General features: G+C 42.3%; 16 protein-coding genes and 2 tRNA genes. 12 read left to right on the forward strand and 6 right to left on the reverse strand.

What is annotated here, in order from left to right:
• The first annotated feature begins 14 nt into the window (after nucleotides 1–14).
• Nucleotides 15–509, forward strand: a complete 495-nt coding sequence (locus AAAH86_RS14550) for a phosphoribosyltransferase family protein (protein ID WP_343488392.1) — start codon at nucleotides 15–17, stop codon at nucleotides 507–509.
• Here AAAH86_RS14550 and AAAH86_RS14555 read toward each other — a convergent pair.
• On the reverse strand, nucleotides 501–1,055 hold the full coding sequence (locus tag AAAH86_RS14555) for a shikimate kinase (protein WP_343488393.1): 555 nt from the start codon (nucleotides 1,053–1,055) through the stop codon (nucleotides 501–503). The two genes, AAAH86_RS14550 and AAAH86_RS14555, sit on opposite strands and share 9 nt — an antisense overlap.
• 106 nt (nucleotides 1,056–1,161) lie before the next feature.
• Between AAAH86_RS14555 and AAAH86_RS14560 the strand changes: the two genes are divergently transcribed.
• From AAAH86_RS14560 to AAAH86_RS14605, 10 genes are all read left to right on the forward strand, one after another.
• Nucleotides 1,162–1,234, forward strand: a tRNA-Lys gene (locus AAAH86_RS14560).
• A 407-nt stretch (nucleotides 1,235–1,641) separates the two neighbouring features.
• The gene (locus tag AAAH86_RS14565; protein WP_343488394.1) at nucleotides 1,642–3,525 is read left to right on the forward strand and encodes an ATP-binding protein; all 1,884 of its coding nucleotides are present in this window, start codon (nucleotides 1,642–1,644) and stop codon (nucleotides 3,523–3,525) included.
• Nucleotides 3,515–4,168, forward strand: coding sequence for a response regulator transcription factor (locus tag AAAH86_RS14570; RefSeq protein ID WP_343488395.1), 654 nt, complete (start codon nucleotides 3,515–3,517; stop codon nucleotides 4,166–4,168). Before AAAH86_RS14565 ends, AAAH86_RS14570 begins: the two co-directional genes overlap by 11 nt.
• The gene (locus AAAH86_RS14575) at nucleotides 4,152–4,781 is read left to right on the forward strand and encodes a hypothetical protein (protein ID WP_343488396.1); all 630 of its coding nucleotides are present in this window, start codon (nucleotides 4,152–4,154) and stop codon (nucleotides 4,779–4,781) included. The genes AAAH86_RS14570 and AAAH86_RS14575 overlap by 17 nt, the downstream gene beginning before the upstream one ends.
• Before the next feature lie 12 nt (nucleotides 4,782–4,793).
• Complete coding sequence (locus AAAH86_RS14580; RefSeq protein ID WP_343488397.1) at nucleotides 4,794–5,396, forward strand: SIMPL domain-containing protein; 603 nt, start codon at nucleotides 4,794–4,796, stop codon at nucleotides 5,394–5,396.
• Nucleotides 5,397–5,580: 184 nt separating this feature from the next.
• Nucleotides 5,581–5,664 (forward strand) — tRNA-Leu (locus tag AAAH86_RS14585).
• A 135-nt stretch (nucleotides 5,665–5,799) separates the two neighbouring features.
• A complete protein-coding gene (locus tag AAAH86_RS14590; protein WP_343488398.1) occupies nucleotides 5,800–6,696 on the forward strand; it encodes a MerR family transcriptional regulator in 897 nt (298 codons plus the stop codon).
• 7 nt (nucleotides 6,697–6,703) lie between these two features.
• The gene (gene crtI / locus AAAH86_RS14595) at nucleotides 6,704–8,167 is read left to right on the forward strand and encodes a phytoene desaturase family protein (RefSeq protein ID WP_343488399.1); all 1,464 of its coding nucleotides are present in this window, start codon (nucleotides 6,704–6,706) and stop codon (nucleotides 8,165–8,167) included.
• Nucleotides 8,164–9,003 carry a phytoene/squalene synthase family protein gene (locus tag AAAH86_RS14600; RefSeq protein WP_343488400.1) on the forward strand — a complete coding sequence of 280 codons (840 nt, stop codon included), beginning with the start codon at nucleotides 8,164–8,166 and terminating at the stop codon, nucleotides 9,001–9,003. Before crtI ends, AAAH86_RS14600 begins: the two co-directional genes overlap by 4 nt.
• 1 nt (nucleotide 9,004) lies before the next feature.
• Complete coding sequence (locus AAAH86_RS14605; RefSeq protein ID WP_343488401.1) at nucleotides 9,005–9,454, forward strand: beta-carotene hydroxylase; 450 nt, start codon at nucleotides 9,005–9,007, stop codon at nucleotides 9,452–9,454.
• Between the two features lie 8 nt (nucleotides 9,455–9,462).
• Here the strand turns inward: AAAH86_RS14605 and AAAH86_RS14610 are convergent, their stop codons facing one another.
• The 5 genes from AAAH86_RS14610 to AAAH86_RS14630 all read right to left on the reverse strand — a co-directional run bounded on the left by AAAH86_RS14610 (nucleotide 9,463) and on the right by AAAH86_RS14630 (nucleotide 15,717).
• On the reverse strand, nucleotides 9,463–10,023 hold the full coding sequence (locus AAAH86_RS14610; protein ID WP_343488402.1) for a TlpA disulfide reductase family protein: 561 nt from the start codon (nucleotides 10,021–10,023) through the stop codon (nucleotides 9,463–9,465).
• A gap of 69 nt (nucleotides 10,024–10,092) precedes the next feature.
• Nucleotides 10,093–12,363, reverse strand: a complete 2,271-nt coding sequence (locus AAAH86_RS14615; RefSeq protein ID WP_343488403.1) for an aconitate hydratase — start codon at nucleotides 12,361–12,363, stop codon at nucleotides 10,093–10,095.
• Between the two features lie 97 nt (nucleotides 12,364–12,460).
• The gene (locus tag AAAH86_RS14620) at nucleotides 12,461–13,414 is read right to left on the reverse strand and encodes a MoxR family ATPase (protein ID WP_343488404.1); all 954 of its coding nucleotides are present in this window, start codon (nucleotides 13,412–13,414) and stop codon (nucleotides 12,461–12,463) included.
• A gap of 4 nt (nucleotides 13,415–13,418) precedes the next feature.
• Entirely contained in the window at nucleotides 13,419–14,849 is a 1,431-nt protein-coding gene (locus AAAH86_RS14625) for a peptidylprolyl isomerase (protein WP_343488405.1), read from the reverse strand.
• Nucleotides 14,833–15,717, reverse strand: a complete 885-nt coding sequence (locus tag AAAH86_RS14630) for a peptidyl-prolyl cis-trans isomerase (protein ID WP_343488406.1) — start codon at nucleotides 15,715–15,717, stop codon at nucleotides 14,833–14,835. Before AAAH86_RS14630 ends, AAAH86_RS14625 begins: the two co-directional genes overlap by 17 nt.
• 118 nt (nucleotides 15,718–15,835) lie before the next feature.
• Here AAAH86_RS14630 and AAAH86_RS14635 point away from each other — a divergent pair, with 118 nt between their 5' ends.
• On the forward strand, nucleotides 15,836–16,291 hold the full coding sequence (locus AAAH86_RS14635) for an SRPBCC family protein (RefSeq protein ID WP_343488407.1): 456 nt from the start codon (nucleotides 15,836–15,838) through the stop codon (nucleotides 16,289–16,291).
• Nucleotides 16,292–16,299: the final 8 nt, after the last annotated feature.

The raw sequence follows: 16,299 nt of genomic DNA on the forward strand, positions 1-16,299 counted from the left end.
ATAAATTCGTCAACATGGACAGGATATTGACCCATCAAGAGATTCAGCACAAAATTAGGCGTATCGCCTATCAAATCTATGAGAGCAATGTCGATGAAGAAAAAATCATCGTTGCCGGCATTGATGGTGGCGGGCTGTATTTTGCAAAAAAAATCATGCGTGTACTTGAACAGATTACTGATGCTGACATTGTGTTGTGCAAAGTAGTTATGGATAAATCTAACCCTCTGGAGAGCGGTATTTCAACCTCGTTGTCAGAAGAAGAATATAAAAATCGTTCTGTGATATTGGTCGATGATGTGCTCAATTCGGGCACAACATTGATTTATGGTGTACAGCATTTTTTAAAGACCTCCTTGAAACAATTGAAGACAGCGGTGCTGGTGAACCGAAACCACAAAAAGTTTCCTGTGAAAGCAGATTTTAAGGGCATTTCACTTTCAACCTCTTTGAATGAGCATGTGCGCGTGCAGTTCAAGGCAAAGAATGACGCGGTCTTTTTAGACTAACATTTTTTGAATATCAGCCACTATCGCTGCAACTGATTTATTGTTGCAGTCAATGGTCTTTTTGGCTTGGGTATAAAAGAAGCTTCTCTCGAACAGGTGTTTTCGAATAAATTCTTCGAGCTCTTCATCTGGTATATCGCGTACCAAGGGCCTGTCAGCTTTTTCTCTTTTTATCCGCTCAACCAAATTTTGGATGGATAATCTCAAATAAAAAGAGTGAGTCGAGTTGAGAAGAATCTTCTCCATGTTTTTTCCATAGCAGGGTGTACCCCCACCGGTAGACAGTACAAAAGATTCCCTTTGAAATACCTCATCCAAAACAATACCTTCTTTTTTTCTGAAGTAGATTTCTCCTTTGGTCGCAAACAATTCAGAAATGCTCATTTTTTCTGATGCCTCAATCGTTTGATCCAAATCGACAAAATCAATGTTCAAGGTCTCGGCCAATTCGGTACCAAGCGATGATTTGCCGCTGGCCATATATCCTACAAGTACAATTTTTATAGGTTTGATGATATGAGATTTTAAAAACCCAAATTTATTCATTATTTCACCTTGCGAAATAAATTAATGGACTTATATTTGCACCCTCAAACAAAAAGCTGAGTGCTTTTCTACGGTGGGCAAGCCTGCCAAACACATAAACATAGACGACCTGATAGCTCAGTTGGTAGAGCATCTCCCTTTTAAGGAGAGGGTCCTGGGTTCGAGCCCCAGTCAGGTCACTAATTTGAGAGGAGCTTCCCAGATAACGGGAGGCTTTTTTTATGTAAAAGTTGATCTGGGCGAGAAGTTTATCCCGATCGTAGCGACAACAAAGCATCGGTAAGCCCCAGTCAGGTAACTGATTTTCTGCCAAGCCCGAACAAATGCTTGGGCCTTTGTTTTTTCAAACTTTGAGGAGGAGCACCCACCAAATCTCACATTCACTGAAAACAGGGTATGTTCAACTTGTACCGCTTCCTATCTTTCGCATTTTATTATATCCCAGCTATATGCTTTGTATATTTATCGTAATCCTCCCATTTGACAAAACAGGTCAATGAAAATAGTGTGCTGTACCATTATCCTCTTTAAAAAAATCTTTTCTGGTCGATGTGGCCAAGCCCTTATGAAAAGCCTAACAGCATCCATGATGATATTCATGGCTTACGTGAGTGCGCAAGATGCTACCATTCGTTTCCATTCTTTTGCACATTTCCCTGAAAAACCGAATGACTCCCTCTACCAAATTCTAAAAAGTACCTCAAGCATTGATAAAAGGTTGAAGGTCATCTTTCAACTTGCCGAAACACATGAACGGTATGCAATACCTGATTCTCTTTTGTTCTATGGAAAACTTCTGAAAAACACTGTGGCCACAGGAAAAAATGACATCCCAAACCACATCTATTACGAATTGAGTGCTGATAGGTTTATTGGCAGCGCACAGCTAATGAACGGTTTGGCCGATGAGGCCCTGAAGACCCATATTGAAGCAATCGCATTGGCAGAAACCACCAAGAGCGAAGAAGTTCTAATGGAACTTAAACTTGGATTGGGAAAAGTTTACTTGGCAAAAAATGAATTGAAAACTGCTACCAAACTATTCAACGAATGTTTGGAATTTTCAGGCAGTACTATGTTTTTGTCCAAGGCCCATATAGCACAGGGTGACCTCGACCTTAAAAGAGAAGATATTGATAATGCCAGATACCATTATCAAAAGGCCGAAGATAAATTGAACGATAGCAAAGACCTGAAGTTCAAGCTCACATTAGCATTGAATCTGGCATTGATTTCAATTGCACAACAGGAATACAACAAAGCACTTGGCTCCCTCGAAGATGTTATGAAGCGTACTCTGGAAAACGGATTTTATGACCTTTACACCGAAGCCGTGTCAATGTACGGAAGCATCTGTACAAAACTTGGGCGCTATCAAGTTGCCGAAATTGCACTGGCTTCCGCCTATGCAAATTCCATTCAATGGAACCGTCTTGAACTACAAAAGACCATTATCAATCAACTCAGACATACTTATGCGGCCAAAGGAGATTATGAGAATGCCTATGCCCTGATGACTCAATATCAAGCTGTTTCAAATGAGATTATCGAAAAACAGAACAGTTCCGCGATAAAAGAGCTAGAGGTCAAGTACCAGACCTTACAGAAAGAGAATGAAATTTTTGCCCTACAGGAAGAACAACTTCAAAAAGAAGCGGAAATAAGCCGGCAGAAAACCATCAAGACCGCTTTTTTGGTCGGCTTTTTGGTGTTGCTGGTTCCGATTATCACCCTATTGGTGGTGTATTATCAAAAATTACAGGCCCAAAGTCAACTCAATATTCAACAAGAAGAAATCAATACCCGAAAAATAGGTGCACTGTTAAATGAACAGGAACTCAAATTGGTGCGCACATCACTTGAGGTGCAACAAGAAGAGCGCGCCCGTATAGCTAGAGCCTTACATGATAGTATTGGGGGAAATTTAGCAGGAATCAAACTGCAATTGACCAATCTGGGTGATAGTATGCTTCCCAAAAATATCATGAAACAAATCAACGAAACCTATAACCTTGTCAGGGATGTATCGCATGATCTGATACCTGAGAAGTTTGGTCAAAATGATTTTTGTTCGCTCATCAGTGAATATCTTTCAAAGCTCGATTCGGCCTCTAAGCTGAACATCTCTTTCAATCCCCATCCAAGGGAAGAAGTGAATATACTGCCCAATCACCTCAAAGTAGAAGTCTATAGAGTATTACAAGAATTGATGACCAACACTTTGAAGCACGCCGATGCCGACTCCGTAGAAATTCATCTAACCGTTCATAATAAGCAATTGCAATTGTTGTTTGAGGATGATGGAGCTGGCTTTGACATGAACAAAATGCAAAAGGGAATCGGTCTCAGCAGCATCATGGATCGAATCAAAAAAATCAACGGTAGCATGAACATTGACACGGCAATTGATAGAGGTACTGCCGTGACCATTGTAATACCCATAAGTCACAAAGAAAATCATGAAGCATAAACTCATCATCGTTGACGATCACAAGATGTTCTTGGATGGTCTTACGAGCATATTGAAGGATTTACCAGAATATGAAATCATTCTGACCTCGAATGATGCAAAAAATGTGGCAAAGTACTTAGACATTAATCCTGATGAAAACATCGACTTGGTAATCACCGATGTCAACATGCCAAAGTTCAATGGCATTGAGCTCAATGCGCATATCAAGAAAAGGCATCCCAAAATAAAAACATTGGTGGTCAGTATGTTGCACGATACAGCGACCGTACAAAAACTGACAAATGACAATGTCGATGGCTATGTGCCAAAAAATGCTGAAAAAGAAGAGCTTGTAAAAGCCATAGAAACCATACTTTCAGGTGAAAAATACTTTTCACAGAGCATCAAAGACACCTATCTAAAAAGTGTCTTTTCCAATGAAAAATCATTGGCTGAATCGCTTTCAAAGCGTGAAAAAGAAGTGCTAAAGTTGATTGCCAAAGAATATACGACCCAAGAAATAGCAGACACACTGTTTTTGAGCAAGCACACGATTGAAAGCTATCGGAAAAACCTAATTTCAAAGCTCGAGGTCAGAAACCTGGCGGGCCTCACCAAACATGCCATAAAATTGGGGCTTCTTGATGAAGACCAAGATTGATTGCCACATTTTCTTTTTTAAAGTCCATTTAAGAGTATCTCTATTTGTTGAGGTCAACTATTTGATTTTCAGTTTAAAAAAACTCAACATCACTGTTTTCAGGGTATTCATTTCCACGGAAAACAGGGCTGCGTGCCGCTCCATTTCACAGCAACTTTGCACCAACAATAATCTTAAAAACTATATCATGATCTATGGAATTTCACTTGTGCTGCTCAGTATCATAGCAGTACCTTCTTTGATTCTTTCAAAGAAGCCAAATGCAAAAGAGCTTTTAGAGAAGATTGAGCCTTATCAGGGTTGGATCGGTCTCATTTTTTGCTTCTGGGGCGCTTGGGGCATTATTTCAAGCATCCTCAATCTGGGTTTGCTTACCACTGCACCCATTTGGTGGATTACGCTGGCCGCAGGAAGCGTGGTAGAGGTTACACTGGGCTTTATGCTGGGGTCAGGCCTCTTCAACAAATTGTTTTTGGGCAAAAGCCCTGAAGCACAACAAAAAGCGGCTGAATTGAGAGCCAAAATTGCCCCAAAGCAAGGCAAACTTGGAGTTCTGGGCATCATCGTTGGTGTCTGGATGATTGTCGCATCCTTTCTTTTCACAATATCCTAAATAACAAATATCATGAAAAAAATAGCACTTATTATCATCGCATTGGTTCATTTTGGCGTAAATGCCCAGAACCAGCCCAACAGTAAAACGTTGACCGTTACTGGCAAAGCCAAAGTTGAACGAGAAATCTCGGCCTACCGTGGCAGGGCCACATTGAGTATGGATCAGCTATACTACTCAGATCCAAGTTGCAACTCACTTGAGCAATTGAAAGAACGGTATTTTGATGCGCTTCAAGAAGCGGGTGTCGATACTGGTAAATTCACCGAAGATAAATCAGAGTTTCTTTCTTATGGTTACCAGCAAGACGGTACCGTACTGATCTATGAAACTGAATCAAATGATGAAATCAGAAAATTGTTCAAAGTGCGCATACCCGGTGTGAGTTTGGCCTACGAATACAAGTCTGAACTCTCTGAAGCAGATAAGAAGAGCGCTTTGAAAGCGGCTTTTGATGATGCAAACAAGAAGGCCAAAGAACTTAGCGAGGTGACAGAAATTGAATTGGGCAGCATTCTTTCGATATCGGATTATTCACCTGAATCCGTTATTTGGAACACCTATCGGAAGTATGATGAGTATTTGACACTAACCGTAGTGTATACCCTGAAGTAGCAAAGTTTGGTTGAGTTGGTTGCGATGGCCAATATTCTTTTGAAAAAAATTCAAAAGGGGTTGGCCATCAACTTTTACATTCATCATTAGATGGATGCAAAACAAATTTTTATTGGACCAATACAATTCAAGTACAGGCACTGCCTGTCATTTTAAAAAAGCAAACTATATTTGCACCCTCATTGCGCACGTGGCGGAATTGGTAGACGCGCTAGCTTGAGGGGCTAGTGGCCATTAGGCCGTGGAAGTTCGAGTCTTCTCGTGCGCACAAACGCCACCTTCTACATAGGTGGCTTTTCTTTTTTTATCCCCCAAAACATACCGCTCACGCCAAATTTTAACGATACATTGGGTTGACCGAATGGTATAAATTGTAAATTTGTTTAAAGATTTTCTTTAAATCATGAACAATGTAAAAAAGTCGTTCAGTATACGTGATATGGAAAACCTCTCAGGTATCAAGGCCCATACCATTAGAATTTGGGAGAAACGCTACGACCTCTTTCAGCCCGAACGAACCACTACCAATATCAGAACTTACAGTCTTAGCAGCCTTCAAAAACTGTTGAACATTACCTTGTTGTACAACAATGGCTACAAAATATCCAAAATTGCCAAGATTCAAGAAAATGAGATTCCTGAAATTGTAAAGAATCTTACAATTGAAAAAAATGAAAATGACAGTGCCATCAATGCCTTCAAGCTTTCAATGGTCAACTTTGACCAATCACTGTTCACTAGAACCTACGACAGCCTTTTAAATAAAAAATCGTTCAGAGAAATCTTCTATGAGGTCTTCATTCCGCTACTGACTGAATTGGGACTCTTATGGCAAACTGATACCATAAGTCCATCTCACGAGCATTTTATCACCAACCTTATCAAGCAGAAAATATATTCCGAGACTGAGAAACTGCAGTATGATGTCCCTAGAAAAGACGCAGTATTTGCACTTTTCTTACCTGAAAATGAGATTCATGAGCTTGGGTTGTTGTACATCAATTACGAAATCGTGCGTAGTGGCTACAAATCGATTTATTTAGGGCAGACCATGCCCATTGAAAGCCTGAACGACTTGGTGAAATACTATAATGCCGTAAATTTCATTTCCTATTTTACCGTGTCGCCGACCAAAGAGAAGATAGAAAAGTATATCCATGAGTTTTCCACTATTTTGAATGAATCACCCAATTCAAGACTATGGCTATTGGGGCGGCAGATTCAGCATATTTCACAGGATATCCTTCCAAATACAATCAAAACTTTCAGCTCAATAGAAGAGCTAACTGCAGAACTGTAGTGCCCCCATGAAAAAGATTGCAATCATAGGCTCTGGTTTTTCTTCGCTTTCTGCATCGTGCTATTTGGCAAAAGCGGGATATGACGTACATCTTTTTGAAAAAAACAATCAATTGGGAGGCAGGGCCCGACAATTTAAGAAAGAGGGATTCACCTTTGACATGGGCCCAAGTTGGTACTGGATGCCGGATATCTTCGATAATTTTTTTGCCGATTTTGGAAAGAAAACATCAGACTACTACACTCTCGAAAAATTAGATCCCGCCTATAAAATATTTTTTCATGATGACACACTTACCATCGGTGATACCATGGAAAAAATTGCCACAGAATTCGAGCGTATCGAAGCGGGAAGCTCAAAACATCTAAAGCGATTTATCAAAAAAGCAGGGCAGAACTATGACATTGCCATCAATGACATTGTGTTGAGGCCCGGCCTGTCACCCTTTGAATTGGTCACCAAAGACACCGTACTTCGTGTAGACCAGTTTTTCAAGACCATCAGCGGGGAGGTACGAAAAAAGTTCAAGAATCCGAAGTTGGTTTCCACATTAGAGTTTCCGGTGCTTTTTCTTGGGGCCAAGCCGAGTGACACCCCGGCTTTTTACAGCTTTATGAATTTTGCCGACTTTGGTCTTGGCACTTGGCACCCAAAAGGGGGAATGTACGAAATCATAAAGGCCATGGTGGCCCTTGCACAAGAATTGGGGGTAAAATGCCATACAAATCATTCTGTAGAAAAAATCAATGTTGAAAAAAACAAAGCTTCGGCTATCGTTGTAAGCGACCAAAAACTGGATTTTGATATTGTCGTGAGCGGTGCCGATTACCATCATACCGAGCAACTTCTTGAAGAGCACCATCGCCAATATTCCCAACAATTTTGGAAGAAAAAGACATTTGCCCCCTCCTCTTTATTGTTCTATGTTGGCTTTGACAAAAAACTTGATAACATCGAACATCATAACCTCTTCTTCGATACTGATTTTGGCCAGCACGCCATAGAAATCTACGATGAGCCCCAATGGCCCAGCCAACCGCTATTCTATGCCAACTTTCCCTCAAAGACCGATGGTACCATGGCTCCCAAGAGTTGTGAAACCGGTTTTTTTCTCATTCCCATCGCCACTGGGCTCGAAGATACTCCAGAATTGAGAGCCCAATATTTCAATATCATTATGGACAGATTTGAGCGATTGGCCCATCAAGAAGTAAAAAATAGCATTATCTTTAAAGAAAGCTTCTGTGTGAAAGACTTTGTGAACGAATACAATTCGTACGGAGGCAATGCCTATGGCATGGCCAATACCCTATCTCAAACGGCTTTTTTGAGGCCACGGCTAAAGAGCAAGAAAGTCGACAATCTCTATTTTACAGGGCAGTTGACAGTGCCCGGTCCTGGCGTTCCGCCCGCTCTTATTTCAGGCAAATTGGCGTCTAATCTTATCATCAACCAGTACAGCGAAAAATGAAAGCGCTATTTGACAAGGTATCTTACGACTGCAGTCGATTGGTCACCCAATCGTACAGCACTTCGTTTTCTTTGGCCACTAAAATGTTGGCCACTTCGATCCGCTCAGATATCTACAATATCTATGGTTTTGTACGCTTTGCGGATGAGATTGTAGATACTTTTCATGACTACGACAAGAAAACGCTTTTTGAACAATTTGAACTGTCTTTGGATGATGCCCTGAAGGATAGAATCAGTCTTAATCCCATCTTGAACTCTTTTCAGCATACCTATCACAAATACAAAATACCGCATCATCTGGTGGAAGCCTTTATGAAAAGTATGCGCATGGACCTTACCAAAAAAATCTATCGCACCCCAGAAGAATTCAAAGAGTACATCTATGGCTCTGCCGATGTTGTCGGGCTGATGTGCCTGCGTGTTTTTGTCAATGGCAATGATGAGAGATACGAAGAGTTGAAGACCTCGGCGATGGCATTGGGCTCTGCCTTTCAAAAGGTCAATTTTTTGAGGGACTTGAAAGCAGACTACGAAAATTTGGAGCGTTCCTATTTTCCTGATACAGACTTGAAGGCACTGGACGAAATTTCCAAAAAAAGAATTGTTGACGAAATCAAAGCTGATTTTGCTTTGGGCTACGAGGGCATCGCAAAATTGCCGGTAGAGGCTAAATTTGGGGTTTACACGGCATATAAATATTATAATAAACTTCTGCAGAAACTCCAGAATATACCTCCGGTAGAAATAAAAAATGCCCGTGTCAGGGTTCCGAACTACCAAAAATTTGGGGTTCTGGCCAGATCTTATGTGAAATACAAATTACAATTGGTTTAAAATGAATATTTTCCTTTGGATTATCATCTTTTTGGGCACTTTTTGTTTTATGGAATTTATGGCGTGGTTCACCCATAAGTACATCATGCACGGTTTTCTGTGGAGCCTTCACAGAGATCACCATAAAAAAGACCATGATTCTTGGTTTGAGCGCAATGACGCTTTTTTCATCTTCTACGCCGTGGTGAGCATGGTATTTTTTTATTTAGGGGCGCAGACTGAATTTTGGTATGGCTGGCCATTGGGCTTTGGCATTCTGGCGTATGGCATTGCGTATTTTACAGTACACGATATTTTCATACACCAAAGGTTCAAAATGTTTAGAAACGCCAACAATTGGTACGCCCGTGGAGTGCGTCGAGCACACAAAATACATCACAAACATTTGGGCAAGGAAGACGGGGAATGCTTTGGCATGTTGGTGGTGCCTTTCAAGTACTTCAAAAAATAGAGCTGAGACTATTCTTGAATCAATTCATCTAGAAGCTTCTGTACTTCTGCAGTATCCCAATCTGAGATGCCTTCTTTTTTGATGACAATATTTCCCTTTTTATCCAAAAGGTATGACGCAGGGGGCTCTAAAATATCGAATGGTGCCTTTTCACCAATAATCAAATAGGTTACCGGAAAAGTGAACTCGTGCTTCTGCATGAATTCCTCAACGGGGGGTCGTTCTTCATTGGTGATGATGTAAAAATCCATTTGGCCTTTGTACCTGTCGTACAATTTTTGAATACTGGCCAATTCAGCCTCTGAAGGCAGTTTCCAAGAGGCCCAAAAGTTAATCAAAACTACCTTGCCCCTTGATTTTTCAAAACTGAAGAAGTTCCATTCATCATCTTTCAGCTTCCAATCGTAATCCGCTATCTGCTCACGGGCAGTTTCTTCAATAATGGATGGTGAAAATGAGAAGAGACGGTTCAACAACACTTTTCCATAGTGTCCCAACGGGGTCACAAAAAAAGAAACTACAAAAAGAATCAACAGTACATTTAGAACGGTCTTCTTGGTCAATTTCATGGTTAGGTTTTCAAAACTAAAAACTCCTGAAAGCTTCAGGAGTTTTGATATAGATTGCTGTTTTCGCTATCAAGCGTTTTCTTTTTTTATCACGTTTAGCGCCGAACCTTCCTTAAACCAATTGATTTGTGCCGCATTGTAGGTATGGTTGGCCTTTATGGTGTCTTTGCTACCATCTGCATGTACCACTTCAATGATCAACGGTTTGTCAGCTTGAAAATCTTCAATGTCGATAAAGTTGAAGGTGTCATCCTCTTGAATCAAGTCATAATCATTCTCATTGGCAAAGGTCAACGCCAACATGCCTTGTTTCTTCAGGTTTGTCTCATGAATACGGGCAAATGATTTGACCAAAACCGCCGCAACGCCCAAATGTCTGGGTTGCATGGCAGCGTGTTCTCTTGAAGAACCCTCACCGTAATTGTGGTCACCCACAACAATGGTTTTGATTCCCTTGGCCTTGTAGGCTCGCTGTGTATCTGGCACACCCCCATATTCATCTGTCAGTTGGTTTTTGACAAAGTTTGTCTTTTTATTGAAGGCGTTCACGGCACCTATCAAGGTGTTATTGGCAATGTTATCAAGATGCCCACGAAAGCGCAACCAAGGGCCAGCCATCGAAATATGGTCTGTAGTACATTTGCCAAAAGCTTTGATCAATAATTTCATCCCCTGTAGGCTTTCAGGTTGAATGGGCTCAAACGGGGCCAACAATTGCAACCGTTCTGAATCTTCAGCCACAATTACCTCAACACCGCTGCCATCTTCTCTGGGAGCAACATAGCCAGCATCTTCAACGGCAAAGCCTTCGGGTGGCAGTTCGTAACCTCTGGGCTCATCAAGCAACACTTCTTCACCATCCTCATTGATCAATTTATCGGATACGGGATTGAAATCCAATCGTCCGGCAATGGCTATCGCTGTGACCAACTCGGGTGAACCAACAAACGCCAAGGTATTCGGGTTGCCATCAGCCCTTTTGGCAAAGTTTCGGTTAAATGAGTGCACAATGGTATTTCTTGGGCCATTGGCGGCATTATCACCATAACGATCCCACATACCGATACACGGGCCACAGGCATTGGCAAACACCGTTGCACCGACGTTGTTGAATGTATCGATAAAACCATCACGCTCAATGGTGTATCTTACCTGTTCTGACCCCGGAGTTATGGTAAACTCAGATTTCATCTTCAGTTTCTTGTCAGAAACCTGTTTGGCCAACGAAGCCGCCCTTGAAATATCTTCGTAGGATGAGTTGGTACACGACCCTATCAGACCGACCTCAACATTCAATGGCCAATCATTCTCTCTGGCCGCCTCGTTCATTTTTGAGATTGGTGTTGCCAAATCTGGCGTAAACGGTCCGTTCAAATGAGGTTCTAAAGTATCTAAATCAATTTCTATGACTTGGTCAAAATATTGTTCTGGATTTTCATAGGCTTCAGGATCTGCGGTCAAATGCTCGGCAACTTCCTTCGCAGCATCGGCCACATCTGCCCTATCGGTCGCCCGCAGATAACGGTCCATTGACTCGTCATAACCAAAAGTGGAAGTGGTGGCACCCACCTCAGCGCCCATGTTACAGATGGTACCCTTACCGGTGCACGACATTGAAGTGGCCCCTTCACCGAAATATTCGATAATGGCCCCTGTACCGCCTTTGACGGTCAGAATATCGGCCACTTTAAGGATGACGTCTTTTGGGGCTGTCCATCCAGAAAGCTTCCCGGTGAGCTTCACTCCTATCAACTTGGGAAACTTTAATTCCCACGGCATGCCTGCCATCACATCAACGGCGTCGGCACCACCGACACCGATGGCGACCATACCCAGCCCTCCGGCATTTACGGTATGTGAATCCGTACCGATCATCATCCCTCCAGGAAAGGCATAATTTTCAAGCACCACTTGGTGAATGATCCCTGCGCCGGGTTTCCAGAAACCGATTCCGTATTTATTGGAGACCGACTCCAAAAAGTCAAACACCTCATTACTGGTCTCATTCGCCCTTTTCAAATCTTTTTCAGCGCCCACTTTGGCCTGAATCAAATGGTCACAGTGCACAGTAGTGGGCACGGCAACTTTGGGCTTTCCGGCATGCATGAACTGCAATAGGGCCATTTGGGCCGTGGCATCTTGACAGGCAACACGATCGGGGGCAAAATCCACATAATCCTTACCCCTAGTGAAAACTTTGGTGGGATTGCCATCCCAAAGATGTGAGTACAATATTTTTTCAGCCAAAGTCAAAGGTCTGCCCACCAATTCACGGGCCTTGTTCACCCGTTCGCCTATCGAGGCATAGACCTCTATTATCATGTCTATGTCAAATGCCATTGAATCTATAATTTAATGCGGTTCGTAAAGTCGTAAAATTACTAAAATACAGAGGATTTTAGAAGGATGTGATAAAGGAATCTGGCCCAAGCAGTTTCTACACCAATTCTGCGATGATATCTTCTTCGGATATGCCTTCGGCCTCAGCTTTGTAATTCTTGAGGATGCGATGTCTGAGGATTCCATCGGCCACAGCTTTGACATCTTCCGCATCAGGTGAGAACTTACCATGGATCGCCGCATGCGCCTTGGCACCCAAAATCAGATTTTGGGATGCCCTTGGGCCCGCGCCCCAATCCACATAATTGTTCACGAAATCAGAAGCCCCCTCAGTATTTGGGCGTGTTTTGTTGACCAATCTGACGGTGTAGTCGACCACATTGTCAGCAACCGGAATGCGGCGGACAAGGTGTTGTATATCAATCAGCGCATCTGCACTGAACAACGTGCTCAAAATGGTGGATTGGTCAGAGGTCGTCGATTTTACAATATTCACCTCTTCTTCCACTGACGGATAGCCCAATTTAATCGCGAACATAAAGCGATCGAGTTGCGCCTCTGGCAATGGATAAGTACCTTCTTGCTCAATGGGGTTTTGGGTGGCCAACACAAAATAGGGTTGGGGCAATTTATGCCGTTGCCCCGCTATCGTCACCGACCGTTCTTGCATGGCCTCTAAAAGCGCAGCTTGGGTCTTGGGCGGGGTCCTATTGATTTCATCTGCCAACACAATATTTGCAAACACCGGGCCTTTGATGAATTTAAAATCCCGATTTTGATCCAAGATCTCACTGCCCAGTATATCACTCGGCATCAGGTCGGGTGTAAATTGAATTCGCTTAAAGTCAAGCCCCAATGTCTGGGCAATGGTATTGACCATAAGCGTCTTCGCAAGACCCGGCACCCCTATCAGAAGCGAGTGCCCACCGGTATAAATTGACAGTAGAATCTGTTCGATGACCCGCTCTTGGCCAACGATGACCTTGGCGATTTCTTTTTTGAGTGTTTCGTGTCTAGAGACGAGTTGCTCAATGGCTGCTACATCTGACATGCACTTACTCTTTTACCCAATTGTTTGCAAAATTGCATACTTTATGCTGGCCATTCACATGAACGTAGGTGTCTTCTATATGCTCGTCCATCCATTCTTTGATGGCCTTGAGCTGTTTTTCACGCAGTGCCAAATCTTGTATTTTCAAATAATCCTTTGCAAAATCAGCTTTGTGCTCGTCGTAACGATTGGAGATTTTCATGATTTTAAACTTGGGTGCACCGCCCCTTGGGTCATCTTCTTTCAGTGGCCTTGAAATTTCGTCGTCTTTAAGGTTTCTGACCTGGTTATAAAGTGCGGGATCCATATTGGTCAGTTCAAAGCGTGAACCAAAATCGATGGGATTTCGCAATAATCCACCATCAAATTTTGTTTCCTTTTCATCTGAAAAATTCAGGGCCGCCTCGGCAAAAGTGTATTTGCCATCAAGCACCTGCTGACGAATGGTATCGAGCTCTTTCATAGCTGCTTCCATGGCCGATTGTGGAATTTCAGGAATCAGAAGAATGTGTCGCAAATCGCGTTCTTGACCCCGTATCTTTTCCATATAAATGATGTGATAACCGAACGGTGACTCAAATGGCTCGGAAATTTCCCCTTCCTGCAAACTGAAAGCCACATCTTTGAATTCTTTTACAAATGGAGTTTCACGGGTCATGCTATAGAAACCACCCTTTGATTTTGAACCCGGGTCTTGGGAATACAAAATGGCCTTGACATTGAAACTGGCATCGTTCTCTTCAACATCTTGTTTGATTTCTTGAAGACGGTTGATGACCTTTTGCTTTTCCTCCTCCGGCGCCTCGGGCTGCTTGACAATTTGGGCGATTTCAAGCTCTGCCCCAAAAACAGGTCGTTCATCCTCAGGAATATTGAAGAAAAACTGACGCACCTCTTCTGGGGTCACTTCAATCTCATCAACAATCTTGCTCCGCATTTTATTTGACAGCATTTGGAGCTTGTTGATTTCAAAAAGCTCAGAACGGAAAGATTCCAAATCTTGTTTCTTGTAATAGTTGAGCATCTTCTCAATCGACCCAATCTGACTTGAGAGTTGCTGTATCTGGCGGTCGCTTTGCGCATTCACCTGATCATCAGAGACCAGCAAACTGTCTTGCACGGCCTGATGAGCAAAAAGTCGGTCTTCCATCAACTTGCCCAACAATTGGCATTCAGTGATATCTTGCGTTGATGCTCCTTGATTTTTTAGGTCGATGAGCGTTTTTTGTATGTCTGAGTCCAATATCACATAATCGCCCACAACGGCTGCAACCCCATCTACCTTGACCCGCTTTGTAATAACGGTGTCGGCAGCTTCTATGTTTTCTGCGACGGTTTCTTCGCCCGTAGCGGTTTCTTCTATCTCTTGGGCACCCAATAAGAATAAGTTGCCCATAAAAAATGTCAACCAAATAAGATTAATCTTCTTCTGCATATACTTCAAATTCATTTGTTTTTATGGCTTCGTCAAGAATATCCTTTTCCAGATTTTTGATATAGTTCAAACGTCTTCGATTGAGGATGATTTGTCTGATTTTTGGGGAAATGTACGATAACGGCGCCACTTCACCCTCTTTGAGCACGTCAGTTACTTTTCCCAAATATATCCCCAATGAATCCCTCAGTTCAAAAAATTGTGATTTTTTTAAGTGCCTATCAGCGTTTTGATAGTCAAGCGGACGTATTTCTTCCATCAAACGTGAGGTGCTGACCCAGACCGAATCGTCAAAATGAATTTTCTTGAATTGAACGGTGATGGAGTCAAGGTATTTTCTATCACTACTGTTAAAGCGTCTCATTTTCTCTTCGACTTCCTCCTTATCCAAAAATTGGTTGGAAACCTCTACAAAACGCAGTCTGGCCAGTTTCTCATCCAACTTGAAATTGTCTTTTTCATTTTCATAAAATTGGCGCAACTGTACTTCGCTCACGGTGGTATCACTAGATTGCTGTACCAACGCGTCCATATAAGCCCTAGTGTACAAATCGGCCCGATAATCTTCGACCAGTCGATTGTATTCGCTCTGGCGCTCTTCAGAAAGATTGATTTTGGCCTTGGTGAGCAGCAATTGTTTCGTAGCCCATCTATTGACGTAGTTTGCCATGTAAAAGGCACTGTCTTGGGCTGACATATCATTGGGTATCAAAGAGGCCACATCTTCCTTATACAAATAAGAATCGCCAACACGTGCCAGGGGCTCCTTTTCGTCTTTTGGGCTGAACAGTGCGTCACAAGATGATAGCAACATTACAGTGACAGCCCCTAAAATATAGCTAAAATTGATTCGTTCGTACAAACGCATTTGGCAAAAATAACAATAAGTTCAGGCTTGGCAAGATGGCCGTGCCACTTAACAGATATTTAGGAAGACCAGCAGAATTTCATTTTTTAGTACATTTAGTAAAACCAAAACCATACCGATGAAATACACAACTGAGATTCTGATTGATTTGCCCAGGGATGAATTCATCAAAAAACTTGATGACCCCGATAATATGAAACACTGGGCCAGAGGGCTCGAAAGTCAAGAACTACTGTCTGGTGAAGCCGGGCAAGAAGGTGCCAGAACCAATATGAGATTCAAAATGGGAAAACGTGAATTTGATATGGTCGAGACCATTATCAAAAGAAACATGCCCCATGAATTTCATGCCACCTACGATACAAAGGGCGTTCACAACATTCAAAAAAACTACTTCAAAGAAGAGGGCGAAAAAACGAGATGGATTTCTGAAAGCGAGTTTCAATTTGCCGGTCTCGGAATGAAGGTGATGGCATTTTTGATGCCCAGTGCCTTTAAAAAGCAATCGATGAAGTATGCCCAAGACTTCAAGAATTTTGCCGAGAACGGTGCTTCTGTTCTCGATGATAATTAAATACCTCT

The sequence above is a fragment of the Allomuricauda sp. d1 genome (assembly GCF_039592695.1).
Classification (GTDB): domain Bacteria; phylum Bacteroidota; class Bacteroidia; order Flavobacteriales; family Flavobacteriaceae; genus Flagellimonas_A.

Excerpts from the sequence above, each read along its gene's own strand:
- AAAH86_RS14565 (WP_343488394.1), top strand. The coding sequence starts at position 1,642 with ATGATGATATTCATGGCTTACGTGAGTGCGCAAGATGCTACCATTCGT.
- AAAH86_RS14555 (WP_343488393.1), bottom strand. The coding sequence starts at position 1,055 with ATGAATAAATTTGGGTTTTTAAAATCTCATATCATCAAACCTATAAAA.
- AAAH86_RS14600 (WP_343488400.1), top strand. The coding sequence starts at position 8,164 with ATGAAAGCGCTATTTGACAAGGTATCTTACGACTGCAGTCGATTGGTC.
- AAAH86_RS14570 (WP_343488395.1), top strand. The coding sequence starts at position 3,515 with ATGAAGCATAAACTCATCATCGTTGACGATCACAAGATGTTCTTGGAT.
- crtI (WP_343488399.1), top strand. The coding sequence starts at position 6,704 with ATGAAAAAGATTGCAATCATAGGCTCTGGTTTTTCTTCGCTTTCTGCA.
- AAAH86_RS14620 (WP_343488404.1), bottom strand. The coding sequence starts at position 13,414 with ATGTCAGATGTAGCAGCCATTGAGCAACTCGTCTCTAGACACGAAACA.
- AAAH86_RS14615 (WP_343488403.1), bottom strand. The coding sequence starts at position 12,363 with ATGGCATTTGACATAGACATGATAATAGAGGTCTATGCCTCGATAGGC.
- AAAH86_RS14610 (WP_343488402.1), bottom strand. The coding sequence starts at position 10,023 with ATGAAATTGACCAAGAAGACCGTTCTAAATGTACTGTTGATTCTTTTT.
- AAAH86_RS14550 (WP_343488392.1), top strand. The coding sequence starts at position 15 with ATGGACAGGATATTGACCCATCAAGAGATTCAGCACAAAATTAGGCGT.
- AAAH86_RS14635 (WP_343488407.1), top strand. The coding sequence starts at position 15,836 with ATGAAATACACAACTGAGATTCTGATTGATTTGCCCAGGGATGAATTC.
- AAAH86_RS14575 (WP_343488396.1), top strand. The coding sequence starts at position 4,152 with ATGAAGACCAAGATTGATTGCCACATTTTCTTTTTTAAAGTCCATTTA.
- AAAH86_RS14590 (WP_343488398.1), top strand. The coding sequence starts at position 5,800 with ATGAACAATGTAAAAAAGTCGTTCAGTATACGTGATATGGAAAACCTC.
- AAAH86_RS14605 (WP_343488401.1), top strand. The coding sequence starts at position 9,005 with ATGAATATTTTCCTTTGGATTATCATCTTTTTGGGCACTTTTTGTTTT.
- AAAH86_RS14625 (WP_343488405.1), bottom strand. The coding sequence starts at position 14,849 with ATGCAGAAGAAGATTAATCTTATTTGGTTGACATTTTTTATGGGCAAC.
- AAAH86_RS14580 (WP_343488397.1), top strand. The coding sequence starts at position 4,794 with ATGAAAAAAATAGCACTTATTATCATCGCATTGGTTCATTTTGGCGTA.
- AAAH86_RS14630 (WP_343488406.1), bottom strand. The coding sequence starts at position 15,717 with ATGCGTTTGTACGAACGAATCAATTTTAGCTATATTTTAGGGGCTGTC.